Origin of the sequence: Synechococcus sp. CC9902, assembly GCF_000012505.1 — a bacterium.
GTDB lineage: Bacteria > Cyanobacteriota > Cyanobacteriia > PCC-6307 > Cyanobiaceae > Parasynechococcus.
Genome location: NC_007513.1, coordinates 2,114,490 through 2,134,232 on the forward strand (window position 1 = coordinate 2,114,490; position 19,743 = coordinate 2,134,232).

Here is a 19,743-nt window from a genome sequence, read left to right on the forward strand (position 1 = left end):
CAGCCGTGCTTTGAAGGGTGGTCATGGAACTGGGTCTTGTACGCGACATTGGCATTAAGGCCTTACTAGCCGGAGGCGGATCCCTCCTGCTCTTCTGGATTTACACCGCGGTCAAGCTCGTCCTCAGCGCCCGTGGCATTAACCCGCTGATCAAACAGTTCTTCACGCAGGTGGCTGCCGGTCGCATCGATGCGGCTTACCTCCTCACCACCAAGGCCTACCGCCAACACGTGACGCGCCAGCAATTCATCCGTTTCCTAGCGGATCTGAAACTGAACAAATTCAGAAACCTCAAATCTGGACGTCCACGCATCCAGGAGGGCGATGTGATCCTCACGGTGAAGCTCAAAGCGGAAACCGGCGACGACGAAATGCCGCTCGACTTCACCTTCACGAAGGTGGATGACAACTGGCGCATCGCCCGCATTAACCGGGTCAATGCCTGATCAGAGCGAACGGGCTACGGAACTGCGCAACCTGCTGAACACGGCAGCCCATGCGTATTACGTGCTCGATACGCCAACCATGGAAGACGCGGTCTACGACCGCCTGTACCAAGAGCTGCTGGAGCTCGAGCAAAACACCCCGAGCCTAAAAACCGCCGACAGTCCCACCCAAAGGGTGGGAGGCGCCCCCGCCGAGGGCTTCACGAGCGTCGAGCACCGCATCGGACTGCTCAGTCTCGACAACGCGTTCAATCGCGACGATCTCAGCGCCTGGAATGAACGGCTACTGCGCGCGATCGATCGCCCCCTCGGCAGCCCACTGGACTTAGTGAGTGAGCTGAAAATCGATGGCAACGCGCTTGCCCTCAGTTACCGCAACGGGGTTCTCGAACGGGCAGCCACAAGGGGAGACGGCCAACGCGGCGAGGAGATCACCGCCAACGTGCGCACCATCAGCGCAATTCCGCTCCGCTTGCGGCTCGACAATCCACCGGAGTGGGTGGAGATTCGCGGTGAAGCCTTTATCCCAGACAACACGTTCGCCGAGATCAATGCGGAACGGGAGTCGCGCGGTGAAGCTCTGTTTGCCAACCCCCGCAACGCCTGTGCCGGAACACTGCGTCAACTCGATCCCAAAGTTGTGGCAGCGCGACGCTTGGACTTTTTCGCCTACACCCTGCACCTCCCAACCCAAGAGCAACCAGCCAGCCAATGGGATGCCCTGACATGGCTTGAGAACGCAGGATTTCGCGTGAATCCCAACCGAGCCCTCTGCGCCGATCTTGCGGACATCAACCGCTTCTCCGACCACTGGGAGCAGGCGCGGCATGACCTTCCCTATGCCACCGATGGCGTGGTGGTGAAGCTGAACAACTTGGTGCTCCAAGACGAAGCTGGCTTCACCCAAAAATCACCACGCTGGGCGATCGCCCTGAAATTTCCAGCGGAAGAAGCGCCAAGTCGTCTGCTTCGAGTTGTGGTGCAAATTGGCCGCACGGGCGTGATCACCCCCGTCGCGGAATTCGAACCCGTCGCTTTGGCTGGCACCAGCGTGAGCCGCGCCACTCTCCACAACGCCGATCGGATCGCTGAACTGGATCTTCATCTGGGCGACACCATCGTGGTGCGCAAAGCCGGTGAAATTATTCCCGAAGTGGTGCGGGTGCTGCCTGAACTCCGACCCAGCAGTGCCACCCCGGTGCAGCTGCCGGAACACTGCCCCGAATGTGGATCAAACCTGGTGCGGGAAGGCGATGAAGTCGCCACCCGATGTGTGAACAGCAGCTGTCCGGCAATCCTGCGGGGCGGTCTACGGCACTGGGTGAGCAAGGGCGCCCTGGATGTGGACGGCCTCGGCAGCAAGCTGATCGAACAGCTCGTCGACCAAGGCTTGGTGCGTTCGATTGCGGATCTGTATCGACTCGATGCAGCACTCCTGGGCAGCCTCGATCGCATGGGCGAACGCAGCGCCAACAATTTGATTGAAGCCCTGAAGCTGTCCCGACAACGATCGTGGGCCCGGCAGCTGTACGGCTTAGGCATCCATCACATCGGCGAGGTGAGCGCAAAAGCGATCACCGCAGAATTTTCAGATTCCAACAGCTTGATGGAGGCCGCCTGCACCGCCCCCGAACGCATCACTGCGATTTATGGGATCGGAACAGAACTGGCCCAAAGCCTGCAGCAATGGTTTTCCAACCCAGCGAACCAACATTTGCTCGACGATCTCCGCAGCCAAGGGTTTCGCTTCGCGCTGGATGACAACGACCCAGGACGTCTTGGCGCTGCCGCATCCGAACAACACCTCAAAGGCCTCACCTTCGTTCTTACGGGCACCTTGCCGACCCTTTCCCGTTCCGAAGCCAAGGAACGCATTGAAACCTGTGGAGGAAAAGTATCTGGCTCCGTGAGCAAAAAAACCGATTACCTCGTTGCCGGCGAAGAGGCCGGGAGCAAACTCACCAAAGCCACAACACTGGGCATCAAAATCCTCGACGAAGATCGCCTTCAGGCGATGCTGAAAGATTCTCCATAAGCGTTTCATTGGGAATGCAAAGTCTTTTGAGTGACGTCCTCAACAACCTCTCGGGTGAATGGAGACTCAACCTCGAAACTCAAGTTCCGCGAAATGATGTTTATCGAAGCCGCATTGCATCGTCAAAACCATCGCTTGGTTTTTTCCTACTGCTGATCTGTTCAGCCGTGATTGCCACGTTGGGACTGATCTCAAACAGCACTGCTGTCGTGATCGGCGCGATGATTGTTGCCCCCTTGATGGATCCAATTCTGAGCCTGGCTTTTGGCCTCGCCATTTCAGACCAAAGGCTGATCAAACGTTCAGCGATCACCGTCGCAATCGGCGTCATCACCGTTGTCGGTACAGCCACTCTTTTTGCCTGGCTTCTCGATGCCAGTGAAGTGAACCGTGAGATTTACAGCCGCACAGCACCGAACTTGATCGATCTGGGGATTGCCGTTGCGGCAGCGATCGCCGGAGCATTCACCCTGACCCGTGATCGACTGTCGAATTCGATTGCCGGTGTCGCCATTGCTGTTGCCTTAGTTCCCCCTCTTTGTGTCTGTGGAATCGGGTTGAGCATGGGTCCGGAGGTGATCGCGGTGTTTGGGCGAGGGAGCGTGGCTGGCCTCAGCAATCAGGTTTCAGAGGGATCATTTTTATTATTTCTGGCCAACTTGATCGGCATCACAGTTGCCAGCCTGATGGTGTTTTTAGTGCAACGCTATGGCTCCATTCGTCGCAGCTGGCGCAACCTATTAGTTTGGCTCGGCTTACTTGGATTGTTGTGCATCCCATTAGCTTCAGCCCTGCAAGACTTCAGCGTGCGTCAAAGCCTTGACGCCCAATTCTCAAACTTCAAAGCAGGTCGAATCAAACAATTTAAGGTGACAAAAAACAACCCTTACATATGGCAAAAAGTAAAATTGCTCTACAGCAATGTACGGGTTGCTGACAATGATGCGACTGTGGAGCTTGTGCTGAATGCTCAAGAAGGATTACTAACACCAGCTGTGATCAATGATCTCCAGCAGCGCATTGTCACCCGCTCTAAAAAGGAACATGGCATCGATGACATCAGCATCAACATCAGCGTGATTCCCAATCAAGTTTTTAAATACAACTTCTCGGAAGTCGAATCACCATGAATGAATTCAAGGTCGATCAATGGATCAAAACCGATTGTGGTCGGGCCAAATATGCCGATCTCTCGAGCCGTCGTGGGCTGGCAGCGAAGCTCCGCCTGGGTTGGTTTGTCTTAATCGCGTCGCTACGGGATTGGTCTCTTCCCAACCCTGATGCTCCCCCCGCTCCCAAGGATTAGAGGTCTGCTTCTTGGTCGGCCAAGGCCTTCCGAGCGGCACGACCCGCGAGCCAAACCACGGCCAGAGTGGCAAGCACGCCAACAATTCGCAGAACCCAAGCACCTGGAGACGTTTCTCCAGCTAACACCTCACCGAATCGGGCCGCGTCGCCCGCCAAAGCGCCAAGCGCGCAAAACAACACGGTGCCGGGCAGGATCGCAACCAATCCAATGGTGTAGTCCCGCAAGCTCACATCACTGAGGCCATAGGCCAGGTTCAACAAGGAGAAGGGAAACGCCGGCGACAAGCGGGTGAGCATCACCAATTTGAGCCCCTCGCGACTCACCCCTTTTTCAATCGCCTGAAGCTTGGGAAAGCGCTCCAGACGAGCACTCGTCCAATCCCGTAACCAATGGCGACCGATGAGGAAGGCAGCTTCTGCCCCCAAACAGGCGCCAATGAACACAATCAAGCTTCCCCACCAGGTGCCGTACAGCACCCCCGCCAGCATGGAGGCCCAAATCCCTGGGAGGAGCAGCGTCACCCAAAGGGCATAAACCGGAATAAACACCACTGCTCCCAAGGGAGAGCGCAGGAACGGCAAAACCAGATCCAGCCAATGGGACCAATCAGGCATCTCAACTCGAGGCAGAGGTGTAGTGACGCAAAGCAAACAACCAGAACGCCCTCGCCGAAACGAAGAAGCCACAGGCGAGAGCCAAACCCAACAACAGCATCGGTGCTGCAACACGACCCAGCAACAGCTCCGCCGGAACCGTGGTGAGAAAGGCCACTGGCAACACAAACGTGAACAGCAACCGCAGCGTGGCTGGATAGGCACTGAGTGGATATCGCCCCGCAGCCAACACGGCCCGTAGCACCTCTGTGGCGTTCCAGGTTTTGACAAACCAAATGCTGGTGGCGGCGATCAGGAACCACAGGGAGTACAAGATCACGCCCCCGGCCAGCACCATCACCAACACGGTCAGCAGTGCAGGCAGGCTGAGCACCACCCCTGCCTGGAGGCTGCCCCAGATCAGGAGCGCCAGCCCCAGGCCAATCTCCGGGAGCCCCGCCGGAGAGAGCGTGCGCAACGAGAGCCAGAACTGGCTATCGATCGGCTTGAGCAGTACGAAATCCAGGGTGCCCTCGCGCACATGGGTGACGATCGCGCCGAGGTTTGGGCGCAGCCAGGTGGTGGCCATGCCGTCAAACACGGTGTAGAGACCCTGCACCATCAGGGCCTGGGCCCAGCTCCAGCCCCCAAGGGTCTGATCGGGGCCATAGAACAACGAGAGCAAAAACAGACTGCCGCTGAGGCTCATGGCCACCGCCAGCAGCTCAATCAGCACATTGGCTTGATACTCCAACTGCACCGCGACGGCCGTGCCCCAGAAACGCCGCAATGTTTGCCAGTACCGCCGCATCAGGCCCCCATAGCGCTGTAACGACGCACGCCAGCCCGCCAGAGCAGCAGCACTAGCGGCAACAACAAGGCGATCCAGGCCAGCTGCGCCCCGAAACCAGCCATCAGGTCCACCGGCTGCCCAGCTAGCACCCGAGCCGGAAAGTCGATCAGATAAGGGAAGGGCGTCCACTGGGCAAAAGCCCGCACCTCCGGCGGGAACGCCGTGAGCGGCGCCAAAAGGCCGGAGAGGAAGACAAAAGGAATGAACTGAAGCCGCTCGAGGGCGCTGGCCTTTTCACTCCAGAAGCAAAGGGCCGCAATCAAGCTCTGAAACAGGAAAGCAATCGCAAAGGCCAGCCAGGTGGCCAGCCAGGCCAGCAGGAACCCACCAAGAGAAGGCAGCCAGAAGGCCTGGGGCTGCACCACAAAGAACACTGCAGCGATCAGGGCCGCGAAGGGCAGACGCGTGAGCTGCTCACCCAGGTGGGCCGCCACATACCGCCAGAGCGGGTGCAGAGGTTGCAGCAGATAGGGCGACAGCCGGCCGAGAAGAGCGTCCTCCTCGAAGGCGTAGACCACCCAAACCACCGTGAACTGGCGGACCAGATAGGCGCTGAGAAAGTAGCGATCAAGGGCCACACCATCGAGCCCCAAGCCGGTGCGGGCCTCACTGCCACTCCAGACGCTGAGCATGATGAAGGGCAGCACACCGGAGAGTGCCCAGAGGGCGATCTCAGCGCGGTACTCGAGCATGTGGGCGTACTGGGATCCCAACAGCACCCGAACAATCCGCCGGTTCAGCCCAAAGATCCGCATCAAACGCGCCCCTGACGGAACAGGTCGCCGATCAAGGCATCAATCGGAGGGTCGTTGACCTCAAGATCGACAACAGGGAAGCGATCGAGGAGGGCGGCGACCACGCTGGTGAGCTCATCCCGGGCAACCCGCAGATGAACCGATGATCCCTGCAAACTCTCCAAACGCCCTAAACCAACCAAGGCATCGGCCGTAACGGGGTGCTCCAGTTCAAGCCGCACCTCCCGTTCCGGCGCAAGAGCAAGGGTGAGCTGATCCAACGGGCCATCGTGAAACAAGGAGCCCTGGTGAATCAGCAGCACCCTGGGGCAAAGCGCCGTGATGTCTGCCATGTAATGGCTTGTGAGCAACACCGTTGCACCAGTGCGGCGGTTGTAATCAGCCAGAAACTGCCGCACCCGTGCCTGGGCATTCACATCCAGCCCCAAGGTGGGTTCATCGAGGAACAACACCTCGGGCTCATGCAACAAGGCAGCTAGAAGCTCTGCCTTCATGCGTTGGCCCAACGACAACTTTCGAACCGGTCGGGTGAGCTCCTCCCCGAGTTCAAGCAAATCAGCCAAAGCATTGATCCGACGCTGGGCGAGCTGATCGCTGATCCCATACACCGCCGCATTCACCCTCAGCGAATCCATCGGCGGAAGATCCCAGAGCAGCTGCTGCTTCTGCCCCATCACAAGGGTGATCCGACGCAGGAACTCCGCCTGGCGTCGTTGCGGCCGGTGCCCCGCAACCTGAACACTCCCGGAGCTGGGGTGGATCAAGCCACAAAGCATTTTCAATGTGGTGGTTTTGCCGGCGCCATTGGCCCCCAGGAAACCCACCATCTCGCCGGGCGCGATCTGAAACGACACGTCTTGCACGGCCACCACATCTCTGGTGCGGCGCCGAACGAAATGACGCAAGGTGCCTGCCAGACCGGGCTGTTTCTCGGCAACCCGGTAAATCTTGCTGAGCCCTTCGACCTCGATCAAAACGGGGGCCAAAGCAATGTCTCAACGCTACGGGAGAACAGCACCCGAGATCGATCGTTATCTAAAAGGATCGATCTGATCTTGTTGATCCAAATCGGCACACTGAGCACAGCAATGACGCAGTAATAGCCAATGCGAAAACAGCTCGTTGGAGATCTGGACTTCCTGCACTCAAACATCGGAGTCATCGAAGGAACCATCGGATTACTGCTGATCTGGCTGGCCCTTGCCCTAATCGAACGACGCGGTCGGAGCCTCGGACAATTAATCGCCAAATCCATCCGTCAACCGCTGCTCCTGGGACTGAGTGCGTCCCTCTATCTGGGCTGGCTAGGGCAACAAATTGCCAAAAATGTCACTTGGTTAGACGGCAGCAATGCGCTGAAACTATCTGCAGCCATCACGGTGATCGCGGTCATGTGGGCGATCCATCGCCTCGGCCATGCCCTGATGGAAACCCGGCGCTTTGAGAGCTGGCTTCAAATGGATGATGCGAAAGACCGGTCAATGGCCGTCAGCTTTCTCAGCCGCATCTTCACAATCTTGATCGTGATCATTGGTGTTGGCGCACTGATGCTCACCTTTGGTGTGCCGGCCACAGCCCTTGCCGCCCTTGGTGGGGGCGCCGGCGTCGGCCTGGCCTTTGGCACGCAAAACATCACTCAAAATTTCTTCTCTGGGTTCATGTTGTTTTTCAACCGTCCATTTAAGGAAGGAGATTGGATCAGCACAAACGGAATGGAAGGAACTGTTGAAAATATCGGTTGGTATCACACACGTCTACGCACATTTGATCGGCGACCGATGTATATCCCTAATTCGGTATTTGCCACCAACAGCATCACAAATCCGGGGCAAATGTACAACCGTCGAATTTTGGCAAATATTGGCCTGAGATACGAAGATCTCCCCGTGATGAACACCGTGACCAAGCAAATACGCGATCTACTGAAGACCCATCCCTCCATCGATCAAGATCAAATAATCTTGGTTCACTTCAACTCCTGGGAAAGCTCATCCCTCAATTTACAGATTTATTGTTTTACTAAAACCACGGCTTGGCAAGAATATCTTGATATTCAGCAAGAAGTATTCCTGCAAATTGCATCCATCGTGCAAGCCAACAATGCCGATTTTGCCTTCGACTGCACCACGCTCTATCCCGCACCAGAGCTGAAGCCAGAGCAGGTCTTTCCATCGTCCTAAGTAGCACTGATGGGTACTTATTTCCCATGCATGCAGCTCAAAAACAGAACGACAAACAAACGATGATTAACGCAAATCCGCCAGCCGTTTGCGTGCGAGCGCAGCCTGAGCCTCTGCGTCCGCAAGATTGGCTTTGCATTCCGCCACCACCTCTGGTGGCGCCTTATCCGCGAAATTGGGATTGCCCAGGCGACCAGCCAAACCCTTGATCTCCTTTTCAGCTTTACTGATATCTTTTTCCAACCGGCCCGCCAACGCTTCTAAATCCACCAAACCCTCAATCGGCAGTAACACCTGCAGTTCGCCACTCACCCCAGCCAACGCTTTCGCCACCGGAGCCGCTTCCGCTTGAGCGGGCGTCATCACGTCAACGGAATCAGCACGGGTCAAAGCAGTGATATCGGCCGTGCCCTGCTCCAACACAGCCTTTAGATCTGCACGGCTCGTGACGAAACGCACCGGCACGGATTGCGAAGGCTTCAGCCCAGCCACGGCCCGTAAGTTGCGCACCACACGGATGGCAGCAATCAGCTCAGCGAATGCCCCCTCCAACGCATCATCCAGCGATGTCTCATCCATGGCCGGCCAAGGTTGCAAGGCCAACAAAGTTGCCTCCCCCTCTGCCGTAACGCTGTGCCAAAGCTCCTCCGTGAGATGGGGCATCAGCGGATGCAGCATCAAGTGCATTTGGCTAATCACCTTGGCCAGCACTTGCTTCGCCGTGCGCTGATCCGCCAACGCCTCCGCTGAGGGGTTCTCACCAGGGTTGAGCCGGCGCTTGCTGAGCTCGAGATACCAATCGCAGACGTCGTTCCAGGCAAACTCGTACAGCCCTTTTGCCGCTTCGCCCAGGGCATAACTGCCGTATCGCCCCGCCGTTTCTCGGTTCACCCGAGCCAAGCGCGACAGGATCCAGCGATCCGCCAGCTGCAGGGCAGCGGGGTCGGGATCCCCAAGCTGGGCGGGGGTTTCGCCGCCCAGGTTCATCAGCGCAAAGCGGGTGGCATTCCACAGCTTGTTGGCGAAGTTGCGGGAGGCCTCCACCGTCGCGGACGTGTCCTTTTTCCGGTCGTAATCGAGGCGGATGTCCTGACCAGCCCCAGCCACTTCCCGCACCAAAGCAAAGCGCAGGGCATCGGTGCCATAGCGCTCAATCAGCAACAACGGATCGATGCCATTGCCAGCGCTTTTGCTCATCTTGCGGTTCTGTTCATCCCGCACCAAACCATGGATATAAACATCTTTAAACGGCATTTCACCGGTGAAAGCGCCGGCCATCATCGTCATCCGGGCCACCCAGAAAAAGATGATGTCGAAGCCCGTCACCAGGGTGCTGGTGGGGTACCAACGGTTCAAATCAGGGGCATTGGCATCCGGCCAACCCAGGGTTGAAAACGGCCACAGCCCGCTGGAGAACCAGGTGTCGAGCACGTCTTCGTCCTGCTCGATCTGCGCAGCCGCTCCATACTCCGCCTTGGCTTTCTGCAGTGCTTCGGCTTCATCCCGAGCCACCACATAAGGCGTGGTGTCCGTGTATTTGCCGTCGGTCTCACTGATCACAAACCAGGCCGGAATGCGGTGGCCCCACCAGAGTTGGCGGCTAATGCACCAGTCGCGGATATCGGTGAGCCAGTCGCGGTACACCTTCTCCCAGCGGTCTGGCAGGAAGCGCGGATCCTGCTCGGCGAGCGCCTCCCGACAACGGGCAGCCAAAGGCTCCGTTTTCACAAACCACTGGGTGGAGAGCAACGGCTCCACCGGCACCTTGCCGCGCTCCGAATGGGGAACACTGTGGCGGTACTCCTCCACCTTCACCAACAACCCTTCCGCTTCGAGTGCAGCAACGACGGCTTTCCTTGCCTCGAAACGATCTAAACCTTCAAACCGGCCCGCGGCGGCATTCATCGTGCCGTTCTTCCGCATCACGGTGATCTGCGGAAGATCATTCCGCTGGCCGATTGCGAAGTCATTGGGGTCGTGGGCCGGCGTCACCTTGACGCAGCCCGTCCCAAAGTCTTTTTCAACATGGTCGTCAGCGACGATCGGAATCTGGCGACCGACAAACGGAAGATCCAGGGTTTGTCCCACAAGGTGGGAATAACGCTCGTCGGTGGGATTCACGGCCACCGCCGTGTCACCCAGCATCGTTTCGGGGCGCGTGGTGGCCACTTCTAAAAAGCCATCCCCACTGCTGAGCGGATAGCGGAAATGCCAAAGATGGCCATCCACCTCTTTCATCTCCACTTCCAGATCACTCACTGCCGAGCCGGACGCCGGGCACCAATTCACGAGGTATTCACCCCTGTAGATCAGGCCCTGCTCGTGCAGCCGCACAAAGGCTTCCTTCACCGCCTCACTCAAGCCCTCATCCAGGGTGAAGCGTTGACGCTTCCAATCAACGGAATAGCCCAGACGACGCAATTGGCCAACGATGCGGCCGCCACTCTCTGCTTTCCACTGCCAGGCCCGCTCAAGAAAAGCCTCACGACCCAAGTCGTGGCGTGTCTTGCCTTCCTCTTTGAGTTGCTTCTCAAGGATGCTCTGAACCGCAATCGAAGCGTGGTCTGTACCCGGGAGACACAGAACGTTTTTGCCAGCCAACCGCTGGTAGCGGACGATCGTGTCGATGAGGGCCGTATTAAAGGCATGGCCCATATGAAGGCTTCCGGTGACATTTGGCGGCGGAATCACCACCGCAAATGGTTCACCCTCCGCAGCTGGGTCCGGATGGAATGCCCCCTGCTCCTCCCAGGCCTTTTGCCAGCGGGCTTCTGTACCCACCGGGTCATACGTTTTGGCCAGTTCGGGCACGGAAGCAATGCATTGCTTTGTCCATGCTCGCAAAACCCTGTTCTGCCCTAACCAACGCAACTAGGATCGATTCATCAATTGAGCGCCATGCATCCAATCCGGATTCGACATCTGGCTTTGGGAATCACGCTGGCAGCGCTCACATCCGGCTGCGGCAATTGGCGCCCACCGGTTGTGATCACTGTGGTTCGCACGATCGACAATTCAGAAACAGTGTCCGCGGAGGACTACGAACGTCTTCGTGAGATCACGGAAGAAGCGATTGATCACATCAAAAGCGTTGATCCAGCGATCCGTCCTCAGCTGACGCTGTCGTCTCAGAAAAACTTCGTTGAAGAGATTGAGGGTCAAACCCGCAGTGGCTTTGGCCCGGATCTTCTGATCACCGATAGCGATACGGCATTGGAGCTCTACCAGCGCAACTTGGTGGATCCGATTCAACTTGACCCGGAAGATCGCGCTGATACGCCGAGCTATCTATTCGACCTAGTCACAAGTCAAGACGGCCAACTGGTGGGCCGTCCAGTGAACCAATTCGTACAGCTGGCCTGCTTCAACAAGGAGCGCATGGCCTCACCTCCCATGACTCTGGAGGAGATGGAAAAAGAGAGCGATGACAATAACTTTGGTATGGCGCTTCAACTCAAGGATTTGTTCTGGAGTGCCGAATCCTTCGACGCCGGGGAGGCCATGGAAGCCGCCCTCTCGAAGCTGCCCCCCAATACTGAGCGTCAGGCCAACGTGACCAACTGGCTGCGCTGGCTCGAAAAAGCCAGTTATCAGCAAAACATTCGTTTCCTCAACGACCAGCGCAGCCTCCGCGATGCCTTGATCAGTGGTGAGCTGGACTGGATCACCTGCTGGAGCAGCAGCCTGCGGGACCTTCGACAACAAATGCAAGGCAAGTTGGCTCTCGCTCCGCTCCCAAAAGGTCCTTCCACGCAACGCAAAGCCACCACCAAATTGCAGGTTTGGTCGCTGGGACGCAATTCCAGTCGGAACCAACGCGAAAAGGCTTTGGTGATGATCGACTTCATCAGCAAACCTTGGGCCCAAAAAACCTATGCCCTGGCAGGGCGTAACTCGTTACCCGTCAATCGCAAGGCCGCCAAAATCGTGGCCGCCAAAATTCCCGGTGGAACGGAAGCATTGGTGATGTATGCCAAGCAATCGCTTACAGAAAACGCCGCCAAAGGGCAATCCAAAGCGCGTGTGTTCCGCGATCCAGAGCGGTATGAAGCCATTTCAGAGGCTTTGCTGGACACCATCTACGACGTCAGCTCTCCAGAGGAATCGAGCCAACACATCCTCAAAAGCTTGCGGGAGAGCGATTCATGATCACCGAAATCACCGCTGAAACCACCGCCTGGCTGGGCTACTTGCAGCGCGGATCCGTGCTCCTCCAGGTGGGACTGTTCGTTGCAGCCCTAAGCAGCGAATCCAGGGTTAAACGCAAACTCAGCACTCCTCTAATCGCCAGCCTCAACCCTCTGATCGTGCCGGGGGTGCTCTTTCTCAGCGCCACCAGCCTGACCCTGGCTGGAGTCACCGCAGGCTATCTGCAGTATCTGGCCCTGATCTGGCTGATCTGGCGCTGCGTGGAACCCACCAAGCAGTTAATCAACGGCCGTTTTCCAAAGGTCCCCGTCGAAGAAATCGACAAGTCGTTCTTCCGACCCATCCTGCTGGTGGTGTCGATCCTCACCTTTTTCCAGATGCTGGGAAGCCGGGAATCGCTGTCGTTGATCTCCATTGGCGATGTTTTCGGAGTCACACTCACCATCGGCAAATTGTTCACGGCATTGGTGATCGTTTATCTCGTCATCACCATGGCCAGTCGCCCTGCCTCATTCGCAGCTTGGCTTGGGGGGGGCTTTTTTGGGATCAAACCCCAGGGGCGCAAGGCACTGGAGGTAATTCTTCGCTACTCGGTGATCGGCATCGGAGTAATTGGGGTGGCCTATTACATCGGCATCAATGGCACCGCTCTGGTGGCCGTTGCCGGTGGCCTATCGGTGGGAATCGGCTTCGGGATTAAAGAAATTATCTCCAACTTCATCAGCAGCCTCTGGCTGTTGTTCGAAGGTTCCGTACGTCCAGGCGAAATCCTGATGATCAACGGTGACCCCTGCACCGTCCGAAAACTGGGGTTACGCGCCACCCAACTACGCCGAGGTCGTGATGGTGCCGAACTCCTAATTCCCAATCAAAACTTCTTCACTCAAGAGGCCGAGTCGTACACCGCAGAAGAAACATCCCGACGTGATGTGGTGGCGGTGGGAGCTGCCTATCACCACGAACCGAAGCAGGTGATTGCCATTTTGGAAGAGGTGGCCCGACAGCACGAGAAGGTTCTGCAGTACCCACCACCAGCAGCCTTCACCGTTGATTTCGCTGATTCTTCGATCAACTACAAGTTGCTGTTTTGGGTGCGAAATCCCCTGGAAGCCTTCGCAGTCGGGAGCGATCTGCGCCAAGCGATCTGGAATGCTTTTGACGAAAACGGCATTGGCATTCCGTTCCCACAGCGGCAGGTATACCCAATGGAATGGCCCCCGTCCAAAGAGCAATCCCTTCGCCTTGGCGATGCACGCCATCAATTACAAAGCGAAGCCGAAGAGGCGGACTAAATCGATCCAACCAATAAAAAATTCTTAGGAATTACTAAAAAATCACTAAATAACAGTCCATACAATTGATGCGCTAGGTGCTCACAATTTTGAATCTCAATACTGCATCAAAATAATTAAAAGCCAATCATTTTCTATTGCATAGGAGGGCTAGGTACTGCGCCCTTTGCTAAGCGCTGGATATAACTTTGACGTGCCCCCGCATTGATCCAACCAGTCGCAATTGTCTTGCTGAACGTTTGATTGACTCGTCCACGATGAATGTGGGATGGACCTGCCGGAAAAATCACTAATTTGCCTCGTACGGCCGGTTCATGATGCTTCTGCCAATGGAATTCTGTGCCCGCTTCCTCGACTGAGTTGCAGTACAAAATCCAAGCCAACACACGATGAACGGGTTCAGTTGCTTCATCACTCATCGTCCAGTCGCAATGCCACCGTTTAAACCCCTCTCCAGGCGCGTAGCGCTGCAAATTAAAGATCGGCATCACAAACAACTCTTGGTCCGGACAAACGGAACGGAAGAGAGGCCGTTCTTGGAGGTAGCGCTCTAATCCCGCAGCGACTCCACGCAGGATCACATCGGATAAGGCAAAAGCATCGAGATCAGTTTTATCAATGGCCACCAAACTGATATCCGTCGACACTTTGTCTGGTTCCTCTCCACCCCCAGAACCAAAGGCCACCCCAGGCCGTTGCAGATCCGTACGGCGATCGAAAAATGCCATCACGCCATCAGCGACCGCTTCAAAGCCAGCGTTCTGATAACGAGCAATGAGGTCCATGGCTAAGGGGATTCAGAGCGTTTCCAAGGGATCGCTACCACTCCATCAAGAGCTTGCCAGCGACTGCGATCGGCGCTGACCAACTCCAACAGATCAATGCGCTCAAGGGCACGGGTGAGACGTTCTGGCGCAAGAACCGATGGATCCTGAGGTGCCTGGGACAGCACCAACACCTGAGCATCAGCTGGATCCGCCAAAACGTGAAGCTCCAGATCGGCCAACTCGCGTTCAAAAAATGAACGGCGTAGTCGCGTAGTGATCCGTTCACCCAGCGACTGAGCGAAGTGCTCAAAGTTGTCTTTATCGCTGGAAAGCCCGCAATTCAGGGCCAGCCAAATCATTAATTTGGCCCAACTATCCACGGTCCATAGCGGTTGAAAGCTGAGTCGGTGCTGACGAATCAGCTCGATCAGAGCGAAGTCGACCAGGGTTCCCTGCAGCTGATCGGAATCCGGAAGGCTCATACCGAACATCTGCTGGGGACATCTTCCCTCTTGAAGGTCAAACTGGGTGTGCGAACGATTGGCTCAGACCATGGCCCTGGACCTCAACGATCCCGAACTCGAGTTCTCGGATCTGGTGTACGCCTACCAGAGTTGGGTAATGGCCGTCATCAATGACGAAAAACTCGAGGGTGAAGACAAGCTGCTCACCGACGACATCACGGAGGATGCGCTTAATTCCATGCGTTTCTTGCCTGGCGAAGTCACCAGTGCGATCGAAACTTCCCTCGCGCGCGTTTACGACGTTGATCCTGATGAGCTAGCCGAACTGCTCTTCCCGGAAGACTGACGCCCTATGGGATGGACGGTTGACGACATGCCCTCCCAGGAGGGCCGCATTGCCGTAGTGACCGGAGCCAATATTGGCCTCGGACTAGAGACCACCCGCGCCCTCGCACAAAAAGGCGCGACGGTGGTCATGGCTTGTCGAAGCAAAAGCCGAGGCGAAGCAGCTCGTCGTCAATTGCTTGACGAAGGCCTGACTGGTCTTGATCTGTTGGAGATGGATCTCGCCGACCTGCGCTCCGTTGAGCGGGCCATTGACGTTCTGAGTGATCAATACGGCCATCTTGATCTGCTGCTCAACAACGCCGGCGTGATGGCACCGCCACGCCAATTAAGCCCCCAAGGCCATGAGCTGCAATTTGCCGTCAACCATTTGGGCCATATGGCCTTAACGCAGGGCTTATTGCCACTGATGGCATCTCAAACAGATGCCCGGGTCGTGAGTGTCACCTCCGGCGCCCAATACTTCGGGGCCATCCGCTGGGACGACTTGAGCTGGGCCAAGGGCTACGACCGCTACGGCGCCTACGGCCAAAGCAAGTTGGCCAACGTGATGTTTGCTCTTGAGCTGCACAACCGTCTTCAAAGCGAGAACAGCTCGGTGAAATCCCTCGCGGCGCACCCCGGCATCGCACGCACCAATTTGCAACCGGCAGCCCTCGCCAGTGGTGGCAACCGTTGGGAAGCAATGGCCTACCGGTTGATGGATCCGCTCTTCCAAAGTGCAGGCATGGGGGCGTTACCTCAACTCCATGCCGCCACAGCTGCGAGCGCACAAAGCGGTGAGCATTACGGGCCTTCCCAACTTGGCGGCCTGCGCGGTTCACCGGGTCAATGCCGGATCGCACCAACAGCCTTGGATCCAAGCAAGCGACAAAGATTATGGGACCTGAGCGATCAGCTCATTCGTGCCTGATTCCGTTGAGAACCGGCAATGCCTTGCACCCTTTGCCATGGGACGGCTTAAGCGGTCGGCCGACCCCACGTGATCGGCTTTTGCCAAACCAACGTCGTCGGAATCGGTGGATCAGCGCGATGATTCTGACCTGGCACTTGTTGGCGCCCAACCCCTACCCGTTGGTTGGTAGCCACGTAACTCCATGACTGCTCCCTCCCCTTCCACCAACGCTCGCCAGCAGGTGCTCCTACAGGCGCTGCAGGCGAGCCACGATGAAATGAGTGGCCAACAGCTGCACCGGAGCTTGAACGAAGACCACACCATGGGGCTCGCGACGGTGTATCGCAATCTCCGCCAATTGCATCAACGGGGTTTGGTGCGATGCCGACACCTACCCAACGGTGAAGCCCTCTATGCCCCTGTCGAACGGGACCGACACCATCTCACCTGCGTTGATTGCGGCGTCACCAAAGCGCTGGATCACTGCCCAATCCACGACATCGAAGTGCCCAAAGACAGCCGAGGAGACTTCGATCTTCTGTTTCACACGCTTGAATTCTTTGGACTCTGTAGCGCTTGCCGCACCCGGCAGCATTCCTCGCAATGACACTGGCCACCACTTATTTCGGCGCAAACGGCTGGCTCCTGGAATTCGATGACCTTCGGGTGCTTGTGGATCCATGGCTGCAGGGAAGCCTCAGTTTCCCCCCAGGCGGTTGGATGCTGAAAGGTGAACTGCCTGAGCAACGGCCAGCCCCCGACCATCTCGACCTCCTGCTCCTCACCCAAGGGCTCGCCGATCACGCCCATCCCGAAAGCCTTGATCTTTTGCCGCGCACCCTGCCGGTGATTGGATCGGTCGCAGCAACACAAGTGGTGAAAAAGATGGGCTTTGAAACCGTTCAAGCCCTGAAACCCGGTGAATGCACAACCCACAAGGGACTCACGGTTCGTGCAACCGCTGGCGCTCCTGTGCCAACGGTGGAAAACGGATATCTGCTCGAGCATGCATCGGGATGCCTCTACCTGGAACCCCACGGCTTTTTGGATCCTGCCCTACCTCCCCAACCCCTCGATGCCGTGATCACACCCATGGTGGATTTGGGACTACCAGCTCTTGGCGCCTTCGTAAAAGGGTGCAGCGTGGTGCCACAGCTGGTGGAGCGCTTCCAGCCTTCCACCGTGCTAGCGAGCACATCCGGCGGAGACGTGCGCTTCAGCGGTGCCCTCACTGGACTTCTGCAAATGCAAGGGTCTGTCGCCAGCACCGGAGCGACGCTGCCAGACAGCAGCCAATGGATTGATCCAACGCCGGGAGAGCGGCTTGTGCTTAAGGGCTAAATATCGCGAGAGGGGGAATCACCAGAAATGGGTTTACAATTCGTTACAACAGATCGATCACACCATGAAGCCAAGCCAAGCAAGCGATACGTGGTTCCAAAGCGCTGCAGCTCGCGACATCCACATGGAGCAACTCAAGCGTGTTGAGCTCTTTAACGGCAGGGCTGCCATGCTCGGCATCGTGATCGGCATTGTGACCGAAGGGCTCACCGGTGCTGGAATTGCTCACCAAATTGGCCTCGGGGCTTTGGTTGATGGCTACGCCGCATGCCGCACCCAATACTTGCCGTTCTGCTTCTGAAGAAGCCTCGCCTCTTCATGGTCGCTAGATGTTGATCGAGAGGCTTGAGCAAATCGCTGCTGTCGTTGTCACTGCCGGCCTTGTCGCCGGCAATTTTTTTCTGTTTACCCCGTGGAGAAGCGGCCATGACCCACGAGAACGGCATGGTGAGCCACAAACATCCCAGCCAAACACCACCTCAGAAGCTGAGACCCAAAGTCACCCTGTCAGCAAAGGCCCATAGCTGATTTAGTTGTCCCCAAAAAGGGGTGTCACATCATTCAAAGCCCGAGGAAATTAATTGACAGCAGAGTGATGTCGCCTGCATTGATTTCCAGCCATGAAACTCGACCTAGCTCACGCGCACCCCATGGGCAGCCTCATTCTTGAGGGGCATCACCAGCCGTTCCATGCCCTTGCCTGTGCTCTAAAACCCTCCGCCATCAAGATCCATAAGAAAAGACTGCGCTAGATAGCGACTCACCCAACACATGGGTCCAAGGTATGGACACCTCGGCAGCATCCATGGCCCCATGACAAGACCCAACGATGACCGAATCAAGCATGCCTTCAATCGGGTGCTGGAAAGCGTCGTCGGCCAGCACCATGCTGCTGCAACCACAATGTTGCAGGACGATCCCAAAGGCCGCCTGAATCGCTGTGTTGAACGGGTGCAAGCAGAAGCATCAGAAGGTGCAGCCCTTGTGGCGGAATGCGCTCCCCACGGTCGGGTCATGCTCACCCAAGCGCAGCACAAACTCGCGACCCTTGAAGCCTTGCAAGTACTGGCAGAAGCTGCGAACGCTTAGAGGCTGTGAAAAGGGGAGGCCGCCCCTCTCGGACTCAGAGCAACTCTCAACTCCACGACTAGTCGCATAAGTCAATAGTCTTTTACTCCTCCAAAAGCCCCTCTCTAATACTTAACCAGAAGAGATTCAAGCAAAATAATAGGCCCAAGCGGCCAAGCCTCTTAGCCTGCCAAGCAAATAGACAACTCATAAATCAACCAGCCAAAAGCACATATTTGAGAATTGACTTAAGACATATGATTTTGATTATCTAAATTGCTTACTTGCTGCTATCCAGCATTGACGGCCAGGCCTTCCCTCTGCACCGATCACTACTTGCTCTAAGAACGAAAGTTCTGACCTTGAATCCACAAAACGATTCGATGGTTTCTGCTTGATCATTGACTCGATAGACCATCCTGACCGTACCAATCCAGAAATCAATTCGGGAGTGTTCTGGCGACCCAACTGTTGATCGTCACTTTCAACTAGCAGCAAAACACTTTCCAAAGAAGAAGATTGGTCAAAGGCTAAATTGAGAGAACCAAGCACATCAAATTCGGAGCCGTCGACATCGACTAAGCAGAGCAATTTACCGGAAATAAAGTCCTCAGCAGAGGAGAGGCTGCTTGAAAATGAAATAAGATTTTCTAATTTATTGGCTGCAGCTACATACTCAACTGCCTTTTCTGATACTGGATCAATATCAATACCGTAACAAGGAATTCCCTTCCAACTCGCGATACCAGACAAGTAAAAGCCTTCTGCACAGCCGACATCCAGGAACCGCTCAAAAGCTTCTGAATGCTCTATCAAAAAATCCTGTACTTCTTTCTCGTAAGTGCCTTGTATCTTTGGCATCACTTGAGAGGCCAATGCCTGTGGGTACAAGCTCATTCCCCTAAACAGACCAGACTCAACTATCGAACGCCCATCATTTGCAGCCTCTTCTTCTAAGGCTAGGCGATAAAAAGTATATGCTGCACGAAATAATTCTTGCGGAGAAAGTCCTTTGTTAGCCAGGTCACAAATCGCCTTATGCTCAATAGGCGCAGAATCCGGAACTTTATACGCCAATTAAACAAAGATGCAAGATGCCTTTCATATTAGCCTCAGCAAGGTCGTAAAATTGCAACCAGGCCAAAGACGTCTCATTCACAAAATATTTTACCTCCCCATAAATGGCTTTAAATGATCAAAACAATGTTAACTGCATTGGCTATACATAATTTCAAGCATCTGAATTCTTAT

At 56.1% G+C, this 19,743-nt stretch carries 22 protein-coding genes; 14 read left to right on the forward strand and 8 right to left on the reverse strand.

Annotation, left to right across the window (positions count from 1 at the left end):
• Nucleotides 1–23 precede the first annotated feature (23 nt).
• The 4 genes from SYNCC9902_RS11170 to SYNCC9902_RS11185 are packed head-to-tail and all read left to right on the forward strand — an operon-like array spanning nt 24 to nt 3,787.
• Nucleotides 24–446, forward strand: coding sequence for a membrane protein (locus SYNCC9902_RS11170; protein WP_011360940.1), 423 nt, complete (start codon nt 24–26; stop codon nt 444–446).
• Nucleotides 439–2,481: an NAD-dependent DNA ligase LigA gene (ligA, locus tag SYNCC9902_RS11175; protein WP_011360941.1), complete on the forward strand. Its 2,043-nt coding sequence runs from the start codon at nt 439–441 to the stop codon at nt 2,479–2,481. Before SYNCC9902_RS11170 ends, ligA begins: the two co-directional genes overlap by 8 nt.
• A 14-nt stretch (nt 2,482–2,495) precedes the next feature.
• Nucleotides 2,496–3,611: a TIGR00341 family protein gene (locus SYNCC9902_RS11180; RefSeq protein WP_011360942.1), complete on the forward strand. Its 1,116-nt coding sequence runs from the start codon at nt 2,496–2,498 to the stop codon at nt 3,609–3,611.
• Entirely contained in the window at nt 3,608–3,787 is a 180-nt protein-coding gene (locus SYNCC9902_RS11185; protein WP_011360943.1) for a hypothetical protein, read from the forward strand. The genes SYNCC9902_RS11180 and SYNCC9902_RS11185 overlap by 4 nt, the downstream gene beginning before the upstream one ends.
• On the opposite strand, the gene SYNCC9902_RS11190 is transcribed toward SYNCC9902_RS11185, so the two are convergent.
• Genes SYNCC9902_RS11190 through SYNCC9902_RS11205 form a run of 4 tightly spaced genes read right to left on the reverse strand, consistent with a single transcriptional unit; the run spans nt 3,784 to nt 6,965 of the window.
• The gene (locus tag SYNCC9902_RS11190) at nt 3,784–4,404 is read right to left on the reverse strand and encodes a TVP38/TMEM64 family protein (RefSeq protein WP_011360944.1); all 621 of its coding nucleotides are present in this window, start codon (nt 4,402–4,404) and stop codon (nt 3,784–3,786) included. The two genes, SYNCC9902_RS11185 and SYNCC9902_RS11190, sit on opposite strands and share 4 nt — an antisense overlap.
• A gap of 1 nt (nt 4,405) precedes the next feature.
• The gene (locus SYNCC9902_RS11195) at nt 4,406–5,194 is read right to left on the reverse strand and encodes an ABC transporter permease (RefSeq protein WP_011360945.1); all 789 of its coding nucleotides are present in this window, start codon (nt 5,192–5,194) and stop codon (nt 4,406–4,408) included.
• Nucleotides 5,194–5,991 carry an ABC transporter permease gene (locus SYNCC9902_RS11200; RefSeq protein WP_011360946.1) on the reverse strand — a complete coding sequence of 266 codons (798 nt, stop codon included), beginning with the start codon at nt 5,989–5,991 and terminating at the stop codon, nt 5,194–5,196. Before SYNCC9902_RS11200 ends, SYNCC9902_RS11195 begins: the two co-directional genes overlap by 1 nt.
• Nucleotides 5,991–6,965 carry an ABC transporter ATP-binding protein gene (locus SYNCC9902_RS11205; protein ID WP_041425588.1) on the reverse strand — a complete coding sequence of 325 codons (975 nt, stop codon included), beginning with the start codon at nt 6,963–6,965 and terminating at the stop codon, nt 5,991–5,993. The genes SYNCC9902_RS11200 and SYNCC9902_RS11205 overlap by 1 nt, the downstream gene beginning before the upstream one ends.
• A 132-nt stretch (nt 6,966–7,097) precedes the next feature.
• On the opposite strand from SYNCC9902_RS11205, the gene SYNCC9902_RS11210 reads away from it, so the two are divergent.
• Nucleotides 7,098–8,171: a mechanosensitive ion channel family protein gene (locus tag SYNCC9902_RS11210; RefSeq protein ID WP_011360948.1), complete on the forward strand. Its 1,074-nt coding sequence runs from the start codon at nt 7,098–7,100 to the stop codon at nt 8,169–8,171.
• Between the two features lie 66 nt (nt 8,172–8,237).
• On the opposite strand, the gene SYNCC9902_RS11215 is transcribed toward SYNCC9902_RS11210, so the two are convergent.
• Nucleotides 8,238–10,982 carry a valine--tRNA ligase gene (locus SYNCC9902_RS11215; protein ID WP_041425590.1) on the reverse strand — a complete coding sequence of 915 codons (2,745 nt, stop codon included), beginning with the start codon at nt 10,980–10,982 and terminating at the stop codon, nt 8,238–8,240.
• An 87-nt stretch (nt 10,983–11,069) separates the two neighbouring features.
• Between SYNCC9902_RS11215 and SYNCC9902_RS11220 the strand changes: the two genes are divergently transcribed.
• Together SYNCC9902_RS11220 and SYNCC9902_RS11225 are read left to right on the forward strand one after the other, a co-directional pair.
• Nucleotides 11,070–12,320 carry an extracellular solute-binding protein gene (locus SYNCC9902_RS11220; protein WP_011360950.1) on the forward strand — a complete coding sequence of 417 codons (1,251 nt, stop codon included), beginning with the start codon at nt 11,070–11,072 and terminating at the stop codon, nt 12,318–12,320.
• Nucleotides 12,317–13,612: a mechanosensitive ion channel family protein gene (locus tag SYNCC9902_RS11225; protein ID WP_011360951.1), complete on the forward strand. Its 1,296-nt coding sequence runs from the start codon at nt 12,317–12,319 to the stop codon at nt 13,610–13,612. The genes SYNCC9902_RS11220 and SYNCC9902_RS11225 overlap by 4 nt, the downstream gene beginning before the upstream one ends.
• A 134-nt stretch (nt 13,613–13,746) precedes the next feature.
• On the opposite strand, the gene SYNCC9902_RS11230 is transcribed toward SYNCC9902_RS11225, so the two are convergent.
• Together SYNCC9902_RS11230 and SYNCC9902_RS11235 are read right to left on the reverse strand one after the other, a co-directional pair.
• The gene (locus SYNCC9902_RS11230) at nt 13,747–14,397 is read right to left on the reverse strand and encodes a 2OG-Fe(II) oxygenase (RefSeq protein ID WP_011360952.1); all 651 of its coding nucleotides are present in this window, start codon (nt 14,395–14,397) and stop codon (nt 13,747–13,749) included.
• Between the two features lie 2 nt (nt 14,398–14,399).
• Nucleotides 14,400–14,870 (reverse strand): hypothetical protein, encoded by a 471-nt coding sequence (locus SYNCC9902_RS11235; RefSeq protein WP_011360953.1) that lies wholly within the window; start codon nt 14,868–14,870, stop codon nt 14,400–14,402.
• A 61-nt stretch (nt 14,871–14,931) separates the two neighbouring features.
• On the opposite strand from SYNCC9902_RS11235, the gene SYNCC9902_RS11240 reads away from it, so the two are divergent.
• The 7 genes from SYNCC9902_RS11240 (at nt 14,932) to SYNCC9902_RS11270 (ending at nt 18,513) form a co-directional block, all read left to right on the forward strand.
• The gene (locus SYNCC9902_RS11240) at nt 14,932–15,189 is read left to right on the forward strand and encodes a hypothetical protein (protein WP_006173546.1); all 258 of its coding nucleotides are present in this window, start codon (nt 14,932–14,934) and stop codon (nt 15,187–15,189) included.
• A gap of 6 nt (nt 15,190–15,195) precedes the next feature.
• Nucleotides 15,196–16,101, forward strand: coding sequence for an oxidoreductase (locus tag SYNCC9902_RS11245; RefSeq protein WP_011360955.1), 906 nt, complete (start codon nt 15,196–15,198; stop codon nt 16,099–16,101).
• Between the two features lie 184 nt (nt 16,102–16,285).
• Nucleotides 16,286–16,690, forward strand: a complete 405-nt coding sequence (locus tag SYNCC9902_RS11250; RefSeq protein WP_011360956.1) for a Fur family transcriptional regulator — start codon at nt 16,286–16,288, stop codon at nt 16,688–16,690.
• Nucleotides 16,687–17,424, forward strand: coding sequence for an MBL fold metallo-hydrolase (locus tag SYNCC9902_RS11255; RefSeq protein ID WP_011360957.1), 738 nt, complete (start codon nt 16,687–16,689; stop codon nt 17,422–17,424). The genes SYNCC9902_RS11250 and SYNCC9902_RS11255 overlap by 4 nt, the downstream gene beginning before the upstream one ends.
• A gap of 64 nt (nt 17,425–17,488) precedes the next feature.
• Nucleotides 17,489–17,725, forward strand: a complete 237-nt coding sequence (locus tag SYNCC9902_RS12205) for a chlorophyll a/b-binding protein (RefSeq protein WP_009788649.1) — start codon at nt 17,489–17,491, stop codon at nt 17,723–17,725.
• A 44-nt stretch (nt 17,726–17,769) separates the two neighbouring features.
• Entirely contained in the window at nt 17,770–17,952 is a 183-nt protein-coding gene (locus tag SYNCC9902_RS11265; protein ID WP_156771131.1) for a hypothetical protein, read from the forward strand.
• Nucleotides 17,953–18,237: 285 nt separating this feature from the next.
• Nucleotides 18,238–18,513: a hypothetical protein gene (locus SYNCC9902_RS11270; RefSeq protein ID WP_041425225.1), complete on the forward strand. Its 276-nt coding sequence runs from the start codon at nt 18,238–18,240 to the stop codon at nt 18,511–18,513.
• 246 nt (nt 18,514–18,759) lie between these two features.
• Here SYNCC9902_RS11270 and SYNCC9902_RS11275 read toward each other — a convergent pair whose 3' ends face one another.
• Nucleotides 18,760–19,569 (reverse strand): class I SAM-dependent methyltransferase, encoded by an 810-nt coding sequence (locus SYNCC9902_RS11275; protein ID WP_041425227.1) that lies wholly within the window; start codon nt 19,567–19,569, stop codon nt 18,760–18,762.
• Nucleotides 19,570–19,743: the final 174 nt, after the last annotated feature.

Coding starts and splice junctions, on each gene's coding strand:
- SYNCC9902_RS11225 (WP_011360951.1), top strand. CDS start 12,317: ATGATCACCGAAATCACCGCTGAAACCACCGCCTGGCTGGGCTACTTG.
- SYNCC9902_RS11190 (WP_011360944.1), bottom strand. CDS start 4,404: ATGCCTGATTGGTCCCATTGGCTGGATCTGGTTTTGCCGTTCCTGCGC.
- SYNCC9902_RS11250 (WP_011360956.1), top strand. CDS start 16,286: ATGACTGCTCCCTCCCCTTCCACCAACGCTCGCCAGCAGGTGCTCCTA.
- SYNCC9902_RS11235 (WP_011360953.1), bottom strand. CDS start 14,870: ATGTTCGGTATGAGCCTTCCGGATTCCGATCAGCTGCAGGGAACCCTG.
- SYNCC9902_RS11245 (WP_011360955.1), top strand. CDS start 15,196: ATGGGATGGACGGTTGACGACATGCCCTCCCAGGAGGGCCGCATTGCC.
- SYNCC9902_RS11170 (WP_011360940.1), top strand. CDS start 24: ATGGAACTGGGTCTTGTACGCGACATTGGCATTAAGGCCTTACTAGCC.
- SYNCC9902_RS11255 (WP_011360957.1), top strand. CDS start 16,687: ATGACACTGGCCACCACTTATTTCGGCGCAAACGGCTGGCTCCTGGAA.
- SYNCC9902_RS11185 (WP_011360943.1), top strand. CDS start 3,608: ATGAATGAATTCAAGGTCGATCAATGGATCAAAACCGATTGTGGTCGG.
- SYNCC9902_RS11230 (WP_011360952.1), bottom strand. CDS start 14,397: ATGGACCTCATTGCTCGTTATCAGAACGCTGGCTTTGAAGCGGTCGCT.
- SYNCC9902_RS11270 (WP_041425225.1), top strand. CDS start 18,238: ATGACAAGACCCAACGATGACCGAATCAAGCATGCCTTCAATCGGGTG.
- SYNCC9902_RS11210 (WP_011360948.1), top strand. CDS start 7,098: ATGCGAAAACAGCTCGTTGGAGATCTGGACTTCCTGCACTCAAACATC.
- ligA (WP_011360941.1), top strand. CDS start 439: ATGCCTGATCAGAGCGAACGGGCTACGGAACTGCGCAACCTGCTGAAC.
- SYNCC9902_RS12205 (WP_009788649.1), top strand. CDS start 17,489: ATGAAGCCAAGCCAAGCAAGCGATACGTGGTTCCAAAGCGCTGCAGCT.
- SYNCC9902_RS11200 (WP_011360946.1), bottom strand. CDS start 5,991: ATGCGGATCTTTGGGCTGAACCGGCGGATTGTTCGGGTGCTGTTGGGA.
- SYNCC9902_RS11180 (WP_011360942.1), top strand. CDS start 2,496: ATGCAAAGTCTTTTGAGTGACGTCCTCAACAACCTCTCGGGTGAATGG.
- SYNCC9902_RS11220 (WP_011360950.1), top strand. CDS start 11,070: ATGCATCCAATCCGGATTCGACATCTGGCTTTGGGAATCACGCTGGCA.
- SYNCC9902_RS11195 (WP_011360945.1), bottom strand. CDS start 5,194: ATGCGGCGGTACTGGCAAACATTGCGGCGTTTCTGGGGCACGGCCGTC.
- SYNCC9902_RS11240 (WP_006173546.1), top strand. CDS start 14,932: ATGGCCCTGGACCTCAACGATCCCGAACTCGAGTTCTCGGATCTGGTG.